This window comes from Leptothoe sp. EHU-05/26/07-4 (genome assembly GCF_043421015.1).
GTDB classification, from domain to species: domain Bacteria; phylum Cyanobacteriota; class Cyanobacteriia; order Phormidesmidales; family Phormidesmidaceae; genus Leptothoe; species Leptothoe turfae.
Window position 1 is genome coordinate 805,004 of the sequence record NZ_JAXSQV010000003.1, and the last position, 18,893, is coordinate 823,896.

The following is an 18,893-nucleotide window of genomic DNA, read 5'->3' on the forward strand; positions in this document are numbered from 1 at the left end:
TCAAAGTCATCAACCTCCGCCTGTGGTCCTTCACCAAAGCCACCAGGGTACAGATCTTCGAGATTGACGGGTGGTGTCTGTAAGATTTCACCCCAATCGACTTTTGGCAGAGGCAGATTGTCCCAGATGGGGCGGTTGGGGTCGAAGTCGGGATTATAGCCGCCAGTGACAGTTTCTAGACACCACTGAGCAAAGTCTTAGGGGGGTTCACTGTCATAGACGATGCGGTTGAGGATATTGCCGTGATGCTAGCTCAGAGCACGTTATTGTGCTGGCTTTTCTAATCTTAATGAGGAGCGATCGCACTGTATCACACTACCGAAGAAGATCAATTCCAGTCACTGCCTAGTCCATAATTTCAAACGGCCATCCCATCCAGCACTGACAAACCTTTGCTCATCGAGTATCGAAATCGCTTCGACCCTTGACCGCCCATGAGCACTAATCAAAGAAAAGTTTTCATCATTGCTAAGATTAAGGACGCGAATATTTCCATACCTGTTTCCAAGTATTAAAAGATTGCCATTTTCACTTAGTTTGACTGTTTCAATAGCTTCACCTGTTTGAATAGATTCAATTCTCTGATTGGTTGCCATGTCAAAAATAGCTACAGTCCCATTAGGACTACCGATTACAAGTAAATTATGCCTTTCAATAATGGACAAAGACATAACATAATCTAGTGAGTAATCTGATAAATCAATGCGATTTATCTCTTGTCCTGTGGCATAGTCTAATATCTTTATGACATTCCTGAATTCCTGATCTATGAATATTATAACCCTTTGTTCAAGGGAAAGGATAAAGCATCTTTTATGTATTGAGAGAAGCCCTTTAAAAGCATACGCTAATTCATATTCGTCTAGACTCCATACATAGGTTAATCCATCATTGAAACTAGCAAAGAGTCTTGAACCATCATCACTTACAAACGATGAATGGACTACTTTACTTGTCCTGTTAAACTTAGACAACTCATCTTTTGAAGATATATCCCAAACCCTAATCATATTTCCATCATGGGAAATAATAAGATTTGCCTTTGGGGAAAGAGATACAAATGTAGAATCTTCAAATTCTCCTTTAATTGTGATTTTCTGAGGAGCGTTTTCAAGAAAATTGCATTCAGTAATTTTATATTTTTCTGAACTTTCAGAAAAGACTTGCCCTACAGAGAAAAAAGGTTCATGCTCGGACCCGTGCCAAATATTATATATTCTGCCGAGACCAGTCCAGGCGTAAGAACAATTAAACATGCCTTTGTTTCACTCCTCGTTTTTTTTTGAGCGGCTGATATTCGGAATTATGAATAAATTCACTGCAAATCTTTCCTGATGTATTAACTTTCCACCAGCCTATAATCCCAACAAAAGGCACATCACCATTTTTGTCATATTCGGCATCAACTTAAGAATGGGTTCGTAAACTAATACTAAGCAGCCTGAGGAGTCTTTGAGGTCCACCGTCGTCGATTATCGGTTAACCGACGCAGCATTAGGCGAATCATGACCACATAGACCACTCCTTCATGGTTTTCAGGTAAAATCTCATAGTCTCGGCACAGACGTCTGGCCTTATCTAACCACGAGAATGTTCTCTCGGGGAACCCATCGATAAGGTGCCGGGACAAACCCTTCTCCTAGTTTTGCTGTGACCTCTAGAATGCAGTGATGAACGTATTTTATTGTTCTCCTAAGACTCCCTTGTAGGCTTGGTCAGCCAGCACTTTCTCAAGCCTCACATAGGTCTCTAATACAGGCTCTAACACCGCTACAGCGGCTTTAATATCTGCCATGTTGGCGGCACTAACAAAACAGTTTAACACCATGCCTAAGATGTCAACAACGATATGATGCTTACGTCCCTTGACACACTTATGACCATCAATTCCTTGGTCAGGTCCTTTTTTCTCTGAGGTCCTCACAGATTGGCTGTCAATGCTCGTCAAGCTCGGTTGCTCATCTCGTCCCTCTGCGAGTCTTACTAGCTTTACCAAGCGTTCATTTATCTGTTCCTATAACCCCAGCTTCACCCAACGACGATAATAATCATAGACGGTTGACCAGTTAGGCAGGTCATGGGGCATCGCGCGCCATTTGATACCGTTATCGGCCCAATACAATATGGCATTCACGATCTCTCGTAAGTTGACTTCTCGAGGATGACCGACACCTTGATGGACGGGAATTAACGACTGGATCAAATCCCACTCGTCATCGCTTAAATCTGAGGGATACGGAAGATGACTCATAACCTCCTCCAGTGTTAACAACACTGCTGGTTATACAAGGTCGAAAGAAGGTATATTTATCCCTTTACAATAATTTACAAACCCATTCTTAGGAGACTCGATTCTTCAAAAACCAAATAACTAGAGGTGCCCTAATGTGTAATTACAATTAATCATTCCTACCTGACTTGGGTCTAAATACGAGTTCCTTTTTTAGGCAAAGCTTCAAAGAATTCCTTTAAACAAGAAACGAAATCTAGTAGATCACCTTCAAAAACATTTCCATAAATACAAGTCATCCTCCTCATCTGTGTATTTATGGTTATTAAGTATTCTTTTGTGGCATCCTCGCGCTCAACACATTTTATATTGATGTTTAAGATCTCCTGTGATTTAGTGTTAATTATGGGAAGGGAATAACTCTGAGTGTCTGAATATTCTTTTTCCGATTCTATTATTGTAATGATATATGCAGCTATTCTTAGTAAAAAATCTAAACGAACGCTATGTATTTCAGATTTTCCAACTAGTTTTAAGTCAGAGCTGTTGATAACTTTAACCTGAATAATAGATGAGTTTTTATCATGCCAGTTACTTGAGAGTAAGAGAGAGAAAAAATAGTCACTAATCTTGATAGAGCATCTGCGCGTTTGACGGTTTTCTTTGCTTGCTAGGCTAAGATTAGCAGGATCTAAATCAAATTCCTTAAAAAGAGCACGTTGTATTTGAGAGGTAGCATAACTCACTGTTTTTTTCTGTATTGGTTCTAAAACATCTTCATGTAAAAAATCAAGAATTTCTAGGGCTTTGACTTTATCGAGATTTTTCAAGCTTTCAGAGTTAGATACCATGCCATACAGAAGCTCATTCAAAATGCCTCTTAGTATAAAAAGAATAGAAACAGGTGCATCTAAGTGAAATATTTGATCTTTCTTGAATAAAGAAAAGGAGTTTTGTTTGAAATGACTTTCTCTAACTAATAGGGCTTCTTGAAAATTTTCTTCAAGAGATATCAAATCTTTTTTCGAAATCATTATCATTGCTTCTAAGTCAGTGTTCATGGGAAGCTTATTTATCACTGTGAGCGAATTAATGAGGATGAAAAGCTCATCCTCAGGCATTGTTATAAGCGCTGAATTTGGCCTTGACTCTACTAATTTCATGTTAATCACGAATAAAACCACTTCTAGCTAGATACCTAGCATAATCAGATCTGGGAGGAATCAGTGTTGGATTTGCTGGGTTATCTATAAAAATTCCTTGATTAAGTCGGACATAAGCTCTTGTCCTATATCTGTCATCACGAATCCATGTTTCCTGAGGATTGTAGTAAACATTATTAATCACCTCTTTTAGCTCGACCGCATCATTTAAGCCAAGCTTTTGTATCCTATCAGGGTTATCAGCAAGAATATGCTGAACAGCCCTTGCTACAGGGTTTTCCCAGTTATTTTCGAAACTTTCAAGATCATCCCAATGAGAATCATCTATATTCGAGGAATCAAAAATAAAGTCTCTAGGATCTATCTGTGGTATAGGAAATGGATTCGTTGTTTCTCCCAATATGTCTGATAAATCTTCACAGAAACCACCATCAAATGGACCAGCATCATTAACACCCTCTACATCAGGTTGAGGATAAGCCGTGTTGTTGGGTAAATCGATAGGTGCACTCGGTGTAAGCACGCCTCGATTAGGATCAAATTCTCGTGGGTCAGTTGCTGTGATCGAAGGAAACGCATTGGATGCTGCTGCATTAGAAAAATCCCAATCAGTTGATCTAGCTGATGAAGCAGTATTTTGAGACCTATTTAGTAGATAGGCAGCACCTACACCTACAACGACGATTCCAGCTCCAATTGCCCATCCAGGAGGCCCCCCTAGAGTGAATGCTGGAGCCAGTGTTGCAATAAACTTTCCAGATGGATCAGTAAAGTTTGTCGGACTATTGAAGACATAACGATAAAGGTTGGCATCCCCGGCATCAAATCCCAGCGGGTCTTTACTAACAAACGTCCCAACAGCTGAGTCGTAGTACCGTGCTCGGTAGTACATCAACCCCGCCGCTTCATCTAGCTCTCGGACACGCTGAGTCACCGTGGCACCATCGCCCTCGCATCCCACTCATAGGTGGTTACCGTGCCATCGCTAATGCGAGTATGACAATGCGATCGCCCTCATTGTCATACTCGTAATTAAACACCCCATCAGTGGTGAGCTGATTATTGGTCCCCGTCTGATAGCCCGCATTGGTGCGGTTGCCGTTGGCATCATAGGTATAAGCTTCATTGTCCTGGGCCGTATAGTCCGCCCCGGTTAACTGGTCGCGGTCATCATAGGTGTAGGTGGCCGTCCCGTCTGGCGAGATGAAGGTGGTAAGGCGATTGGCGGCGTCATAGCTGAGCAAGTAGGGGTAGGAACATTGATGCAAAAGTTTATCAGAGTCATTTATGGGGTCCTCAAATCTGGAAAACCCTTTGACCCTGATCAACTTTTGCCAACTACTTGACAATTAGGGGACAGAACAGTAGCTACCTGGCTAACTTACTAGATGGCAGCGCATAGCCTCTTGCTTATCTCCATCAAAGTCTTGCCGGAGGTGAATATGAAATCCATCCGAGTACTCACCAAGAGCCATCTTTACAAAGATCTTTGCTAGAGCCATGTAAGCCTGTTTATTAGCATATAAAACTGGCATGCCATTTTCAATTACGACCTTTAACTCTTCATCTACCTCTTCGTCATAATCAAATTGGATTCTGTTCTGCAAAGACAGATCTTCAAATTCAAACTCGATTTTTTTCATTAAACTTCTCTAAATCATGTCTACTTTCACAAAAAGGGGACGGCCCTCCTATTTTCAAGATTTTTCACTTCTCACCGAATAGCTCTATCAAGGCTTCTTGATAGTTTTACAGAATAGTCGCCCACCATATATCGCTAGCTGACAACTCATCAGAATTTAGCCCTCCTGTATCAGATCTTCCCTGAGACCACTGATTAAAAATAGCAGTCTCAAGAGCAAACTCCGAAGTATCATGATCTGAGAATAGAATAACAACTAAACCATCAAGAGAGTCCTGAATACTTTGATATTCATATTGAATAAAGAGCAAAGGGAAATCTCTATTGACATAAGCCAAAACGTTTCCTTCTATGAGGATAATTCCCCATTTCTCTCCCGCATATTCATCCCAATTTTTTCGTGATCCTGGAATCAGAGTTTCAAGAGTAGTCAGACACTTCATGAACTCCTTTCTATCCCAATAACTAGCTTTTGAGAATGCCCATTGAATTTGGCTCGTAATATCTCGAATCATTGTGGACTACCTGGCGAACCATGAACAAATCCATTTCTATTTCTGTATACATTTATTGTATCGGTAAGCTCTCCTGTTCTTCCATGTACACCTACAGGCCCATTGCTAACTGGTACAGTTGCTTTAGGACCATTCCACAGCCCATGCTGATCCGCATAAGCAGCAGCATCTAAAACTGCCCTATCTGCATCAACGCCTGATAGAAACTGGCTCTTCCCATCAGCAAAAGAACCAGTTGTGTGTGGCGTCATTCCAGATTGATCAAGTGTATAAGTACCATTAGTGAGTTGGCCATGCCTATTCCTTGTAATTTGTGGGGGTACAAAATTATCGCCAGTATTGCCAATATCAAAGAAAGGTACTCCGAGGTCGTCGTTCGTGTTAGGGAAGGGTGGAACAAAGTCATCAATCTCTGGCTGTGGCCCTTCCCCAAAGCCACCAGGGTACAGATCTTCCGGATTGACGGGTGGCGTCTGTAAGATTTCACCCCAATCGACTTGTGGCAGAGGCAGATTGTCCCAGATGGGGCGGTTGGGGTCGAAGTCGGGGTTGTAGCCGCCGGTGACAGTTTCCAGACACCGCTGAGCAAAGTCTTCAAGGGCCTCGCGGGTCTCTTCTGATTGCAGTTGGTTATTGAGAAAGACACCTCCTGCCCCTACCGCGAGTACAGCGCCTACGGCTTTAATAGCTTTGACGCCGCCTACGGCTGCTAGAGTAACAAGGGCGGCTTCCCCGCTGGGGTCGGTGTAGTTGGTGGGACTATTGAAGACATAACGATAAAAATTCGCATCACCCGCATCAAAGCCCAGCGGGTCTTCTGAGATAAAGCGTCCCACCGTCGGGTCGTAGTAGCGCGCCCGGTAGTACATCAATCCCGTCGCGTCATCACGCTCTCTGCCGCTTGGGCTACACTGTACCGGCTCTTATGGCTTTGCAGATACCTTATTCACGCACCAAAGCCATTTTGAACTCAAAGTCATAACCGACCTCATCCAAAAAAATCTTTAATTTTTCCATAAACTCTCGACCCTCTTTAGGCAGGCTGTATTGTGCAAGTACTTGTATTACAGGGCGAAAGCTACTTGCCTCAGGATAGGACTCATATATCTGGCCACTTTCAATAAATCCCAAATATGCATTAACTTTATCTTGCAAGATTAGGAGATGAGATTTTACATCGTTCCAATCTAAGTCATCAATGATTGCCAACTCGATCCTTCCTATCTCTTTATTGACACCTATTAAGTCTACCTCGTCCAAGTTTTGAATAGACACTATAAACTCCCAGAATACAGATTCATCAGCAACTAAGAAGATTGACGATACAATCAAACGAACTTAAGTAAAAACCTTTATCCTGATTTAACATTCTCTCACGATATATCTGAACCAACTTTTCGTAGTTATGTCGGTTACAAAGCTTTGCAGCAATTATACCTCGTGAGCATCGTGCAAAATCCATTATCTGATGAATACACTCTCCAGAAGGATCGTTATTGAGTTCTGAGTCTACCTGAGACAAGGTTGCATAACTCTCATAGTATTTCAGCGCATCTTCCCAAAAATCATGAACAATCTGAATAGCTATATCTTGAACATTATCTTCTGATTTCAATATGTATTGATAAGAGGTTTCAGTCTTTTTCCATCGCCAAATTTCAGAAACGAGTGTAAGTGTATATTTCTTGTACTTTTCATCAAAGCCAGCGCATTGATGAAAAATGTCTTCTATATTATTGAACCTGACTCCAGTTGTTGGAGTAACCCTGATATTCCCTTGATCCTTATAAGATACTATCCAAAAAACAAAAGAAACATTTTGGTTTTGCTTTCTTATGAACCAATTCCGTGTCTTAACAAGATTAAAACCAGCTTTCCCTAGTTCCGGTTTCATCTTTTCAAAAAGTAGCGTTTTAATTTTGCCCATTTGAGTCGACCACTTGAAATAACTGGAATATTTATTTTATGAGATATTCCAGTTATTTCAAAGTTTGAAAGAGTTCCCTCTAACATCCCATCCCATTCATTTGCTTGAATTTTCTTTAAGGGCGTATAATTTGAACTGTCGTAGGAGGGATTTGGGTGCCACCAGGAAAACCAGGTTTACCTTGCCCAACTACTACCCCCCCAGACTTTGCTATTTCAGGAAAAGCTTTCTTCTGATTTCTGGTTAGAGGTGCTGTTTGGGAGCTTTTAGCCTCTCCGAGAGTAATATTCCCGGTCTTTGTATCGCGGCCAATGAGATCAACCCTTGTTCTAGTTCCACTCGGGGCTTTAATTGTAACTTGCGTTTGAACTCCTACATTTGTTTTCTGGAACTCTTGTTTTGCCAGCGTTTCGAAAGCATTTCCTTGAGCTTTATTCTTGTTTAGTTGATTTAACTTGCTTTGCTTGTTCGCACTACTTGCACCTCCACTACCTGGAGTACCTTGAGATTGTAGCGGAGCCGCCGGATTAAGGTCATCGGCTGCCCCAGTTGGAAGTCTGCCTCCACGGGGCAATGCTGGAACAAGGTCATCCCCGGAGCCCGCCAAGGCTCTGCGGATGTCATCACCGATAATGAGCCGACATCAAAGTCCCTCTCCCAAACTTAGGAGAGGGATTTAGGGAGAGGGCTGAGATGGTTAGACTCGCAATGCATTGGCAGAATCAATGATTGCGTCGTTGATGGAGAGGGTGATGAAGTCCCTTTGGAAAAGGGGCGTTAGTCACGCGTCCTTCCTGGCTGTCCGAATGAAGGAGGGCACTTCATTCCTTGTATACTATTTTGCTGGAGCTGTCGAATTTTCTAATTCAACTTCTCCACAAATAATATCCATAGTGGCACTACCATATAAGGTGATAATGTGTAGTGGAGGTAGCTCATTAACATTACTAATAGAAAATGAGCATTTGCTTAAATCAAGGCTTGTCAGTTTTCGATATTCATGAGTAATCTCAATCAGCTCTAGCCAATCCTCAGTAGGCTGCAGAGAATCTCTTGAAAAACTAAAGCCAAGCACGTTTTTAAGAAGAACTACTAACTGATGCTCGATGTTAGTAATTCTGATTTGGAAGCCAGTTTCGCAGTTCTCAAATTTGAACGAGTCGGCATAAGTGAGAGGAAGTTGTGTCAAGAAAAGCGTTTTCATAAAGTTGGATCGAAATATTCCGTTGGGTGCTGGCTATGTGGGAGATCACGAGGAATCCTACTCCCATCTGGGGCTAATCGCTGTCCTTTATTTATTCTTGAACCATCTGAACCATAAATAGGAGCTTCTGTACGAACAATTCTCCCTTTTTCCCAATTTATATCAACTTGTGAACCATCCGGATGCCTGAATTTCTGCCATCCTCTTGCTGAGGGTACTGGGTTACTAGGCTGGAATCCAGTGTCATTAAGAATATCTCTTACCTGTTGCCCAGGAAGCTCATTCATGTCTGGCAACTCTGCACCCATGCCGTGACCCTGCACTTCAAAAAACGGCTGAGATAACCAATCAGGAACATCACCTGGTATTGAGATGAAATCCTCAATCTCCGGCTGTGGTCCTTCACCAAAGCCACCAGGGTACAGATCTTCAAGATTGACGGGTGGCGTCTGTAAGATTTCACCCCAATCGACTTGCGGCAAAGGCAGATTGTCCCAGATGGGGCGGTTGGGGTCGAAGTCGGGGTTGTAGCCACCGGTGACAGTTTCCAGACACCGCTGAGCAAAGTCTTCAAGGGCCTCACGGGTCTCTTCTGATTGCAGTTGGTTATTGAGATTGACTGCCCCTAGCGCGATTGCAGCGCCGCCTACGGCTTTAATGGCTTTGACGCCACCTACGGCTTTAATGGCTTTGACGCCGCCTACGGCTGCTAGAGTAACAAGGGCAACTTCCCCGCTGGGGTCGGTGTAGTTGGTGGGACTATTGAAGACATAACGATAAAGGTTGGCATCGCCCGCGTCAAAGCCCAGCGGGTCTTCCGAGAGGAGCCGTCCCACCGTCGGGTCGTAGTACCGCGCCCGATAGTACATCAACCCCGTCGCGTCATCCCGCTCCCTGCCGGTGTAGCCAAAGCGGAAGTCAAAATCGGGATTCGTCTCACTCGTCACCTGCCCAAAACTGTTATAGACAATGCGATTGAGACTGTTGCCGCTGTTGTCGATCACGTCGCGAACACTGCCCTGATGGTCCGTTAACGCCCAATGAACCGCTCCATCCGCCGTCTCTTCTGCCAAGATTTGATCCACATTTGGCCCATGCAAATACCGATGGGTTTGATTGCCCGCTTCATCAAAGACCAGGGCAATGTGGTCGCCATCATAGATAAAGTGCTCCGTGGTTGCAGCGGCAGGGCCGTCCCCATCCGGGTCAACCGACTGGCTAAGGCGACGGTCAAAGGCATCGTAGGTATAGGTGACGCGCTGAGTCACCGTAGCACCATCGCCCTCGCTCACCGCCACTAGCCGCTGACGATGATCCCACTCATAGGTGGTCACCGTGCCATCACTAATGCGAGTCCGCCGAATGCGATTACCCTCATTGTCATACTCGTAATTAAACACCCCATCAGTGGTGAGCTGATTATTGGTCCCCGTCTGATAGCCCGCATTGGTACGGTTGCCGTTGGCATCGTAGCTGTAAGCTTCATTGTCCTGGGCCGTATAGTCTGCCCCGGTTAACTGGTCCCGGTCATCATAGGTGTAGGTGGCCGTCCCGTCTGGCGAGATCAGGGTGGTCAGGCGATTGGCCGCGTCATAGCTGAGCTGATAGTCGGCAATGGTGGCAGCATCTGTAGCATGGGTAAGCTGACTCAGCCGCCCGCTGCCGTCATAGCTGTAGTTAGTGCTGGCAACGGGGGTATTGCCATCGGCTCCCGCAAACCGCGCCAGGGAAGTCAACTCACTGGCAACGTTGTAGCCCATCTCGACCCGTTTGGGCTGCACCGCTGTGCCCCCCTGCTGCACCTGGGTCATGCGGTCCAGAGCATCGTAGGTATAGTCCGTTGTCCCGCTGAGGGTACCGGCAATTGTATCGGTGGTCTGGGTCAGGTTATCGACCGCATCATAGGCGTAGCCAAACACCACCTGGGGCACCGACGGTGCCGTGGTGATGCTTTCTGAAGTTAGCCGGTCGAGGGCGTCAAAGCTATAGGTGTTAAGGCTCAACACCGTGTCGGTAAGCGCATCGGTATCTTGTACCTGGGTCAGCCGCCCTAGCTCGTCAAAGCCATAGCCAACGGTGCGCTGCACGGCATCTGTCGCACTCAGCCATTGCTCACTGGTGCGACGGTCAAGATTGTCGTAGGTAAACTGTCGCGTTTGCCCGTTGCGATCGCTCATCTGAGTCAGGTTATCCATCGCGTCATAGCCATAGCTGCGGCTAAAGCCGAGAGCGTTAGTATCCTGGATCAGCCGGTTCAGCCCGTCGTAGGCATAGGTCGTCTGGTTGGTCAGCGGATCCGTCACCGACACCAGATTATCCACCGCATCGTAGCCATACTGTGTGGCCTGCCCCAACGGGTCAATGATGGCAATCTGGCGATTGAGCGCATCGTACTGATACTGCGTCGTTTGGCCCAGGGCATCGCTGGTGGCGGTCAAGTTGCTCACCGCGTCATAGCTGTAGCGGGTCAGCGGCGCGATTTGTGCCCCCGCGCCATCGGGGTCAGGATTTGTAGTTTGAATCAGGCGATTACGCCCGTCGTACTGAAACGTGGTAGTGCGCCCCAGGGGATCGATGAACGCCGTTTGATTATTGGCCGCATCGTAGGTGTAGCCAGTAACCGGAGCTGCCAACGGCCCAGCCCCATCGGGGTCAGGATCGGTGATCTGGGTCAGCCGGTTGCGAGCGTCGTACCCAAAATTGGTCACCCGCCCCAGGGCATCGGTGATCTGGGTCTGGTTGCCCAGTAGGTCGTAGCCAAACTGAGTCACCGGTGCCGTCAGCGCCCCGGCCCCATCGGGATCTGGCTCCGTCACCTCCACCAGGCGGTTTAGTTCGTCATACTGGTAGGCCGTTGTCCGATTGCCAGGGCGGGTCAGCTGGGTTAGCAAATCGACCGCATTGTATTGGTAGTCGGTCACCAGGGCGGGCAGCGCTCCAGCCCCGTCGGGGTCGGCGGAGGTGGTGCGAATCAGGCGATCGCGGGCGTCGTACTCAAACTGGGTTGTCACACCCCGCGCGTTGGTCAGTGCGGTCAGGTTATTGTCCAGGTCATAGGTGTACTGCGTCACGGGTGCGGCCAGTGGCCCGGTGCCGTCGGGGTCGGCCTCGGTCACCTGTGTCTGGCGATTGCGGGCATCGTAGGCATAGGTGGTGACATTGCCCCGTGCGTCGGTGAGCGTTGTCAGATTGCCGTCGGCATCGTAACCAAAGTTGGTAATCGGTGATGTCAGCGGCCCGGCCCCATCGGGGTCGGCCCCGGTGATGCGCTCCAGGCGATTCATCGTGTCATAGGCATAGAGCGTTTCATGGCCCCGCCCATCTACCCGCCGCACCCGGTTGCCAGCGGCATCGTAGAAGTACTGGGTGCTCGTGGTGGTCAACGGTCCATCGCCATCGGGGTCGGCCTCCACCATTTCAATCAGGCGATTGCGCCCGTCGTACTCAAAGGTGGTGCGATTGCCCCGCGCATCGATAAAGGCGCTCTGGTTGCCAGCACTGTCATACTCATAGCGTTCAACCGCCTCGTCTGCGGTGCCTTGGGCCGTGGTAATTGTGGTGACCAGACCGCGCGCGTTATAGTCAAAATTGGTAATCCGCCCCAGGGCGTCCGTCACCGTATCTACCAGCCCGTCACCCAGGTAGGTCAGACTGGTGACCCGGTCGTCCGTGCCGCCCACTTCGCCCACCACCTGACGAATTTCGATAATATTGCCCGTGGCATCCAGCTCATGCAGGGTCTGGCGGCCCAGTTCATCGGTGGCTTGAATCAGCTGATTAAACTGGGGGTCAAAGACCTGCTGGCGGCCAGCGGCCCCAGAAAGGCTATCGACAATCTGGTTAGGGTTGCCCTGGTCATCGTAGGTAATGGTGGTGCGATCGCCCGTGCCATCCACCATGGCAGATACCCGGCCACAGCTACAGTCGCGCTCAAGGGTGAGCACGTTACCCACCGCGTCGGTTTGATTCAGCAGATTACCGGCCTTGTTTAGGGTAAAGACCTCCACATTTCCCCGACCATCCGTCTGGGTAGCGGTGGGCGTAATAATTTCTGTGGCCGTGGGGGTAAATGCCAGCGGCGCGGTGGTGGGATCGATCGTTTGACTGGGTAGATACAGCCCCTTCACCTGAATTGGGTCAATGTCGATGACGCTGCCGTCCCGGCGTATCGAGCGGTCAACACGACCAAAGCCATCGTACTCGGTTGTTTCTCGATGGCCCCGCTGATCGACCTCTGCGGTCATGCGGAAGTTGTTGTCATACTCCCAGGTACGAACGGCGGCATCGGGGTCGGTGATGCTTTGCAGGTTGCCAGCGGGGTCGTAGGCTAGCTGGGTTTGTCGACCGGCGGGGTCGGTAATGGTCGTGACCCGACCCTCGGTATAGGTAAATGTTGTTTCTAGCCCCACCGCATCGCGCATGGTGGTGAGCTTGCCCTCGGTGTCATAGAGGTAGGTGAGGGTATTGCCATTGCGATCTTGCACGGTCGCCAGCTGATTGCGCGCGTTAAAGGTTGTCACCGTTTGATCTTTTAGGGTGCGACGAAACGTACCATCAGCAAGCCGCTCCAGCCGTGAATAGTCGCCCGCAGGAGACCCGTAGACGCCCCCGACCTCAGTCGGGGCCTGAAAAATCTGGTGGGTACCGTCTCCATCAATTAGCAGCACTGAATTGTCGGCATTGACCACAATTTCCTGCCAATCCCCCAGGCTCCAGCCATTGCCGAAAGGACTGCCCGCTCGGTTCACCACCGTAAAGGTGCCTGTGGTGGTGTGCCGCAGAGGGTCAAAGGTGCCCGCCGGGTCAAAGGTTTGAATGTCTCGCTCAACCTGATAGGTGTAGACCCCCGAAGCCTGATTTCGCAAATCGGCCTGGAGCGCCCCCTGAACCACCGCATTGTCTTGATCTGGCACACTCCAAAAGTTCTCTCCACCAGTTAAGCCAAACTGATCGCCCGTGTACCCTGGCAGAGCGATGGTTGTATCTCCGGCCTGGATACTCATTTTTGCAATCATCAACTGTGTCCCCGGTGCATCTTGCACGTTCTCATAGGCAAAATGCACAATGGGGCGAACGTCAGCGGCGGTAGAGTCATAGTGCAGGGTAAGGGCTCGGGCTCGGCCCTGGGATTGATAGGCCGTCAGGGTGTGGGTCTCTGTCAATGCCCCAGAATGCATCTCAACTCTGGAATTGACGTCAACATCAAATTCAGCAGCACAGTTATTGCTTTGGTTAAAGCTGGTATCGCCCAGCGGTGTAGCCCCTATGGGTTGCTCCAACCCCTGTAAATCAAACACAAAAATATTGTTGTTATAGTCTGATTCCCCAATATTTTGCGGCTGATTGACGGACAGTATTAAATACTGTTGATCGCCACTCAGCACCAATGTTTCTTCACGGAAAGCAGAGGTTGCGCCTGCGGCAATTGCCTGCTGATTGGTGTAGTAAGTGTCGTCAATATTCGGACCGCCAACCACTGGGATTGCAGTGTCTGTTGTAACATCTAAAGTTGGATCAGAAGAGAGCCAAAACCGATTGAAAAAACTGTTGGCCGCCACATCGGCACATTGAGTTCTCGTGCGGTTGTTGGTTACGGCCCAGCTCACCGTGACTGTCCCATCCGGATTACTACGCAGCTCTGCTTCGGGGGCGATTGTTAAATCTGGCACTCGAAAGATGCAACCGATGCCGATAAATGCACTCACGAGTGGATCGCTGTCTTCTCTCAATCCCGTCAGACTGTCTTGCTGCACTGTACTGCCATGGGCTGTGTGAGTTTCAGCGTCTAAAGAGACTTCAGACAGAACAGCGCTCTCCTCACCAAGCAAGGGTGCTGGTGCAAGATCGATGGGTAGCGGGGCATCTACTGCAATCGCGCCTGCTGACTGGGAAGATCTTGGCAACACCGGACCCAATGGGGATTCAGATGTTGCCAAGTTGAGGTGACTGCCGTCTAGATGACTAGTCTCCAATAGAGAAGACTGATCATAGCTATGATCCACCATGAGATAACTTCCTAATTATGAGGTATAAAAAATCGTAGTTGTTGACGTGTCCCCGCCATTTTCCATAACCGAATGGAATCGGTTATTTACATTGCGATACTCTATTACCTGTTCAGTTGTTTTAGGGAACTTGCAAAAAATAGCCCACCCAGGCGTTTACCCTGTACGCGGCTCGTGTTCTCTCCAATTGGAGAGTTTGATGTATTCACATGCTAGTTCCACCTGTACCCGTTTTAATTAACTAACGGATAAGGTTCCAGGAAATAATGTGCTGACAACAACAGCTCCAGTGAGGAAATTGAGGAGTTGTCGTCAGGGTAACAAAGGAGCATCCATGGGGATATTTTGGGGATACTAGTATCCCCAAAATATCATTCCTTGTCTAATAGCGTTTTGGTAAACACCTATCCCTAATTACAGCAAGACGCCTGCAAAAACTAATCGAAGTTAGCCGATCTGCAAGACCAACGTTATTAAGCATTTTTCTCTTTAAAGTGCGTGCAAAAAAGTGCGTGTAAAAACGGTTCTTTATCCCCCCTGGTCAGAGCTGAGGAGATAAACAGGGAAACGGTGAACAATGTAGTAATTGCGTATGTTGAAATTATAGTACAACTACTCGACAATGTATCACTGTAGTTATCTATTGTTGTTACAGTCTCCATTGATCGCGTTATGGCCGGGCTTAGTTTTTAGGTTATTCAATGGAAAAGTCGGGCTCGGCATCGATGGAAACGCGATTCCATTCGGGGGTGGGCATATTATTGGTGGCTTCCCGCAGGGTGCCTTCCCAATATTTGCGAATCTTCGCTAAATAGGGGTCGCTGGACTGGAGCTGGACCCGATGACGTATTTCAAAGCTGTCGGCTTCGTACAGAACCATGTTGATGGGCGGACCGACGGAAATATTGGAGCGCATGGTGGAATCAATGGAAAGAAGGGCGCATTTTGCGATCGCATCCAACGACGACCCATGGGTTAACGCTCGATCCAAAATCGGCTTACCATATTTTGTCTCCCCAATCTGCAAAAACGGCGTTTCCGGTGTGGTTTTAATACAGTTACCCTGGCTATAGACCAGATAGATCTCCGGTGCTTCCCCTGGCAACTGCCCGCCCACCAAAAAATTACACTGAAACTTGATGCCATCCTGATCTAGCCAGGTGCGATCCTCATCTTGAATTTTACGAATTTCATACCCAATGTAGCGGGCCACCTCATACATGGTGGGGATAGTATGTAGCGAGTCCTTGGCCCCGTTTTTAATATCCTGACCCAACTGATGAATCACCGCCTGGGTAACCGACAAATTGCCAGACACACAGGCCACAATCACCCGCTCTCGCGGAATCGAGAAGTCAAACAACTTTTGGTAAGACGAAATATAATCCACACCAGCATTGGTGCGAGAATCAGCTGCTAATACTAATCCTTCTTTGACGGATATGCCTAAACAATAGGTCACTGATATCGACTCCTCTTTCATTTAGCAGCTGCACTGAATACAGATATGCACACACCAGGTCGTTTGTAAAATCTGATGCCTTGTCAAGATATCATGATGGTATTAAACCCAACCTTCTGGCATTCTGTCTGGTGTTAAGAATACTGGGTTGTTGGCTGGGGCAGTTTCCCCATGGGACAGCAAGCATGGAGCAGAAGGGGTAAATTAATGGTGAAAATAGGCGTCTATATTGAGAGATCTGCCGGAATGCCGGACATTCTATTTCGATACGTAACGAGATAATGTGCACGCTCCAACATCGCTTGATTTCTATAGTTTAATTAGTAAAAGCAACCACATCAATAAGCATTGACTCTCATCAATGCTTATTGATGTGGTTGCTTAATTTAGCGTTATTTCGGGATCTGGCTTCCATGGGAATAGCAACGTTGTTGTTCTGTTATGGAATGCCAGTTAGGGCGTATTACACATGGGCATTTCTTTATTTCTCTCCATCGAAAATCAGTATGAATCGCTGCGACGAGTAAATAGCATTCCGGTTATGAATCTGATTAGTCATCAGATTGAAGATCAGGTAATTAACCATCAGATTACGGCTGATTTTTTTGCAGGGTTTCAGCGGTTTTCTCATTTTCCCGAGCAATTACGTCGCTATAGCCGCTTAGGGGCCGTTTGTCGTCGAGTTTATGTTTTTGGCATTCCAGACTGTGAGCCCCCTGCAATTTCAGGTCTAGAATTTCTTGAATTGGCCCCAGCTTCATCGTTAGCTCAGGAATGGTTTTTATTGGTAAATACGCCTACTTTTTGGGCCACCCTGGTGGCCCGTGAGGTGGATGGGCAAGATCCGGTGACCAAGAGCCGGCGCTTTGATGCGGTCTGGTCCTACGATGTGGAGGTGGTGGAGCGTGTGGCTTTGCTGACTTCCCAGATGATGGAGCAACCGTACCAGCCGATCCGTGATCGAGACTATGCCCGGCAAAATTTCCATATTTCTGAAATGAACAGCAGTATGGTAAATCAGATAGAGGGCATTAATGAGCTTAGCCAACGACGGTGGTCGCGGTTGCAAACGTTGCAGGCTCTTTCGGCGATCTCTGCGCAACGGTTGATGCCGTTTCTAGAAGAATCGGCCAAGGTGTTGCTGGAGGTTTTTGGAGCGACGGGGGTTGCGATCGCATTCCAGGTGGATAACGATAGCTATAAAGTTGTTGTTGCAGCTGGAGAGGCCATGGGTAAAGGCTGGGGAGTACATCTTACCGATGGCATCTGTGGCAAGTCCATTCGAGAAAGCCGTCCCGTTCGTTATCAAGATATTAGCCACAGCCAACGGTTTGACTCACAGCTACCCACGGCCAAGTGTTTAATTGCGGCTCCAATTCATCACCATAAACAAAGTGGTGTAGTTGCCCTGGGACATCCGACACCTAATATGTGGGATGAAGAAGATTTGGATATGCTAGAAACAGCAGGCCGATTTATGGCTATCGGCATCAGACAGTTTGTCCGGCATGTCCAGTCAAAACTAAAATCTCAGCAGCAACAGCAACAGGAAACCATGTAGCAGTCTTAAACAGAATCCTATGTAGGGGCGCACCGACATTCGTCCTTCAGGACATGGACACCTTATTCGAGCTTGGTTCCTACGATTGTTGGGCCTGATAATCAATCAGCTGTTGTACCTTAACAATCGTCTGGTTAAACTCTGGACCTTTGCGATGGGGCATGGCTTCAAAGGCGCGTTGCTCATCTTCCATCATGAGGACATCCTGCACCACCAGACCAGCCAGTAGGCCACGGGCTGCATTAAACAGACTATTTTTAACAAAGCGACGAAAGCCCATGGGTAGTTTATGTAACCGATGAAAGGCTCCTAGGGAAACAAAATGCACCAGATACGCCTTGGTTTGGGTTTCACTCACCGGGCAAAAGAGACAGTAAATCTTAAAATCGTTACCTAGAACCGATTGCCAGTGGGGATAGACATAGCTAACATCCAAATTGGTGGGGCGTAGCTTGCGCATGGCTGGGATAAACAGCTGGCCGACAGAATAAATCTTGTCGATCTTGTAATAACTCTCGGCGTCGTAATGGGCGTCTACCCGAGTTGGGCTGGTTTCAATGTCACGCAGTACTGGATTTGCCCAGGCCTGTAAATTATCATGCAGTCGTCCATGGTACATATCCATCAGATTCTCGATGAGAAATGAGAAATGGGACGGGGTGTCGATGGTGGTATAGGAGGCAATGTAATTAATGTGATCCCATTCAGGTAATCCCATGGGGGCTAAGGTGTCTGCCTGATCTGCGTCCCCTGGAAATAGCCAGATAAAGCCATCCTGTTCTTTGACTGGGTAGGTGCGTAGACGACAGCTGGGCAGCTTTTGTTTAGCGCTTAAGTAGGGCACCTCCACACAGGCCCCTGCGCCATTAAACTGCCAGCCATGGTAAACGCACTCCAGCTGATTGCCATGGACCTGACCGTGGCTCAGACGTACCTGCCGATGGGGGCAGCGGTCTTCTAACGCATGGATCACCTGGTTGCGATCTCGATACAGCACTATGGGCTGATGCCATAGCACCACTCCCAAGGGCTGATCAGTGAGTTCACTGCTTTGGGCCACCACATACCAATGATTGAGGTTAATGGGGGCGCGGCGAATAGAGTCGATGGGCGGGGGAGATGGCGTAGAGACAGCCGGAGAGATCAAGGAAGCGGGGGAGGAGAGAGAGTCCATGGGTAATAGG

General features: G+C 47.7%; 18 protein-coding genes. 1 reads left to right on the top strand and 17 read right to left on the bottom strand.

Going from position 1 to position 18,893, the window contains the following annotated elements; translation table 11 throughout:
* Positions 1-338 precede the first annotated feature (338 nt).
* The 16 genes from U2F10_RS11300 to U2F10_RS11375 form a co-directional block, all read right to left on the bottom strand.
* Entirely contained in the window at positions 339-1,256 is a 918-nt protein-coding gene (locus U2F10_RS11300) for a WD40 repeat domain-containing protein (protein WP_499872088.1), read from the bottom strand.
* A 176-nt stretch (positions 1,257-1,432) separates the two neighbouring features.
* Positions 1,433-1,630, bottom strand: coding sequence for a hypothetical protein (locus U2F10_RS11305; RefSeq protein ID WP_499872089.1), 198 nt, complete (start codon positions 1,628-1,630; stop codon positions 1,433-1,435).
* Positions 1,631-1,681: 51 nt separating this feature from the next.
* On the bottom strand, positions 1,682-1,996 hold the full coding sequence (locus U2F10_RS11310) for a transposase (protein ID WP_499872090.1): 315 nt from the start codon (positions 1,994-1,996) through the stop codon (positions 1,682-1,684).
* Between the two features lie 18 nt (positions 1,997-2,014).
* Positions 2,015-2,251: a transposase gene (locus U2F10_RS11315; protein ID WP_499872092.1), complete on the bottom strand. Its 237-nt coding sequence runs from the start codon at positions 2,249-2,251 to the stop codon at positions 2,015-2,017.
* A 173-nt stretch (positions 2,252-2,424) separates the two neighbouring features.
* On the bottom strand, positions 2,425-3,291 hold the full coding sequence (locus tag U2F10_RS11320) for a hypothetical protein (RefSeq protein ID WP_499872093.1): 867 nt from the start codon (positions 3,289-3,291) through the stop codon (positions 2,425-2,427).
* A gap of 103 nt (positions 3,292-3,394) precedes the next feature.
* A complete protein-coding gene (locus U2F10_RS11325) occupies positions 3,395-4,327 on the bottom strand; it encodes an RHS repeat-associated core domain-containing protein (RefSeq protein ID WP_499872095.1) in 933 nt (310 codons plus the stop codon).
* Positions 4,328-4,364: 37 nt separating this feature from the next.
* Positions 4,365-4,661 carry a hypothetical protein gene (locus tag U2F10_RS11330; protein ID WP_499872096.1) on the bottom strand — a complete coding sequence of 99 codons (297 nt, stop codon included), beginning with the start codon at positions 4,659-4,661 and terminating at the stop codon, positions 4,365-4,367.
* Positions 4,662-4,769: 108 nt separating this feature from the next.
* Positions 4,770-5,036 (bottom strand): hypothetical protein, encoded by a 267-nt coding sequence (locus U2F10_RS11335; protein WP_499059755.1) that lies wholly within the window; start codon positions 5,034-5,036, stop codon positions 4,770-4,772.
* A 106-nt stretch (positions 5,037-5,142) separates the two neighbouring features.
* A complete protein-coding gene (locus U2F10_RS11340; RefSeq protein WP_163696768.1) occupies positions 5,143-5,550 on the bottom strand; it encodes a hypothetical protein in 408 nt (135 codons plus the stop codon).
* Positions 5,547-6,419 carry an RHS repeat-associated core domain-containing protein gene (locus tag U2F10_RS11345; RefSeq protein WP_499059757.1) on the bottom strand — a complete coding sequence of 291 codons (873 nt, stop codon included), beginning with the start codon at positions 6,417-6,419 and terminating at the stop codon, positions 5,547-5,549. Before U2F10_RS11345 ends, U2F10_RS11340 begins: the two co-directional genes overlap by 4 nt.
* Positions 6,420-6,492: 73 nt before the next feature.
* Positions 6,493-6,825 (bottom strand): DUF6572 domain-containing protein, encoded by a 333-nt coding sequence (locus U2F10_RS11350; protein WP_163696766.1) that lies wholly within the window; start codon positions 6,823-6,825, stop codon positions 6,493-6,495.
* A gap of 25 nt (positions 6,826-6,850) precedes the next feature.
* Positions 6,851-7,477, bottom strand: coding sequence for a hypothetical protein (locus tag U2F10_RS11355; RefSeq protein WP_499872098.1), 627 nt, complete (start codon positions 7,475-7,477; stop codon positions 6,851-6,853).
* A gap of 450 nt (positions 7,478-7,927) precedes the next feature.
* Positions 7,928-8,101, bottom strand: a complete 174-nt coding sequence (locus tag U2F10_RS11360; protein ID WP_499872100.1) for a hypothetical protein — start codon at positions 8,099-8,101, stop codon at positions 7,928-7,930.
* Between the two features lie 211 nt (positions 8,102-8,312).
* Entirely contained in the window at positions 8,313-8,681 is a 369-nt protein-coding gene (locus U2F10_RS11365; RefSeq protein WP_499872101.1) for a hypothetical protein, read from the bottom strand.
* Positions 8,678-14,686: an RHS repeat-associated core domain-containing protein gene (locus U2F10_RS11370; RefSeq protein ID WP_499872103.1), complete on the bottom strand. Its 6,009-nt coding sequence runs from the start codon at positions 14,684-14,686 to the stop codon at positions 8,678-8,680. The genes U2F10_RS11365 and U2F10_RS11370 overlap by 4 nt, the downstream gene beginning before the upstream one ends.
* Positions 14,687-15,380: 694 nt before the next feature.
* Positions 15,381-16,148 (bottom strand): proteasome-type protease, encoded by a 768-nt coding sequence (locus tag U2F10_RS11375; RefSeq protein ID WP_163671718.1) that lies wholly within the window; start codon positions 16,146-16,148, stop codon positions 15,381-15,383.
* A 469-nt stretch (positions 16,149-16,617) separates the two neighbouring features.
* Between U2F10_RS11375 and U2F10_RS11380 the strand changes: the two genes are divergently transcribed.
* Positions 16,618-17,709: a DICT sensory domain-containing protein gene (locus U2F10_RS11380; protein ID WP_163666219.1), complete on the top strand. Its 1,092-nt coding sequence runs from the start codon at positions 16,618-16,620 to the stop codon at positions 17,707-17,709.
* A gap of 79 nt (positions 17,710-17,788) precedes the next feature.
* Here U2F10_RS11380 and U2F10_RS11385 read toward each other — a convergent pair whose 3' ends face one another.
* Positions 17,789-18,883 carry an aromatic ring-hydroxylating dioxygenase subunit alpha gene (locus U2F10_RS11385; protein ID WP_250565024.1) on the bottom strand — a complete coding sequence of 365 codons (1,095 nt, stop codon included), beginning with the start codon at positions 18,881-18,883 and terminating at the stop codon, positions 17,789-17,791.
* Between the last annotated feature and the right edge of the window lie 10 nt (positions 18,884-18,893).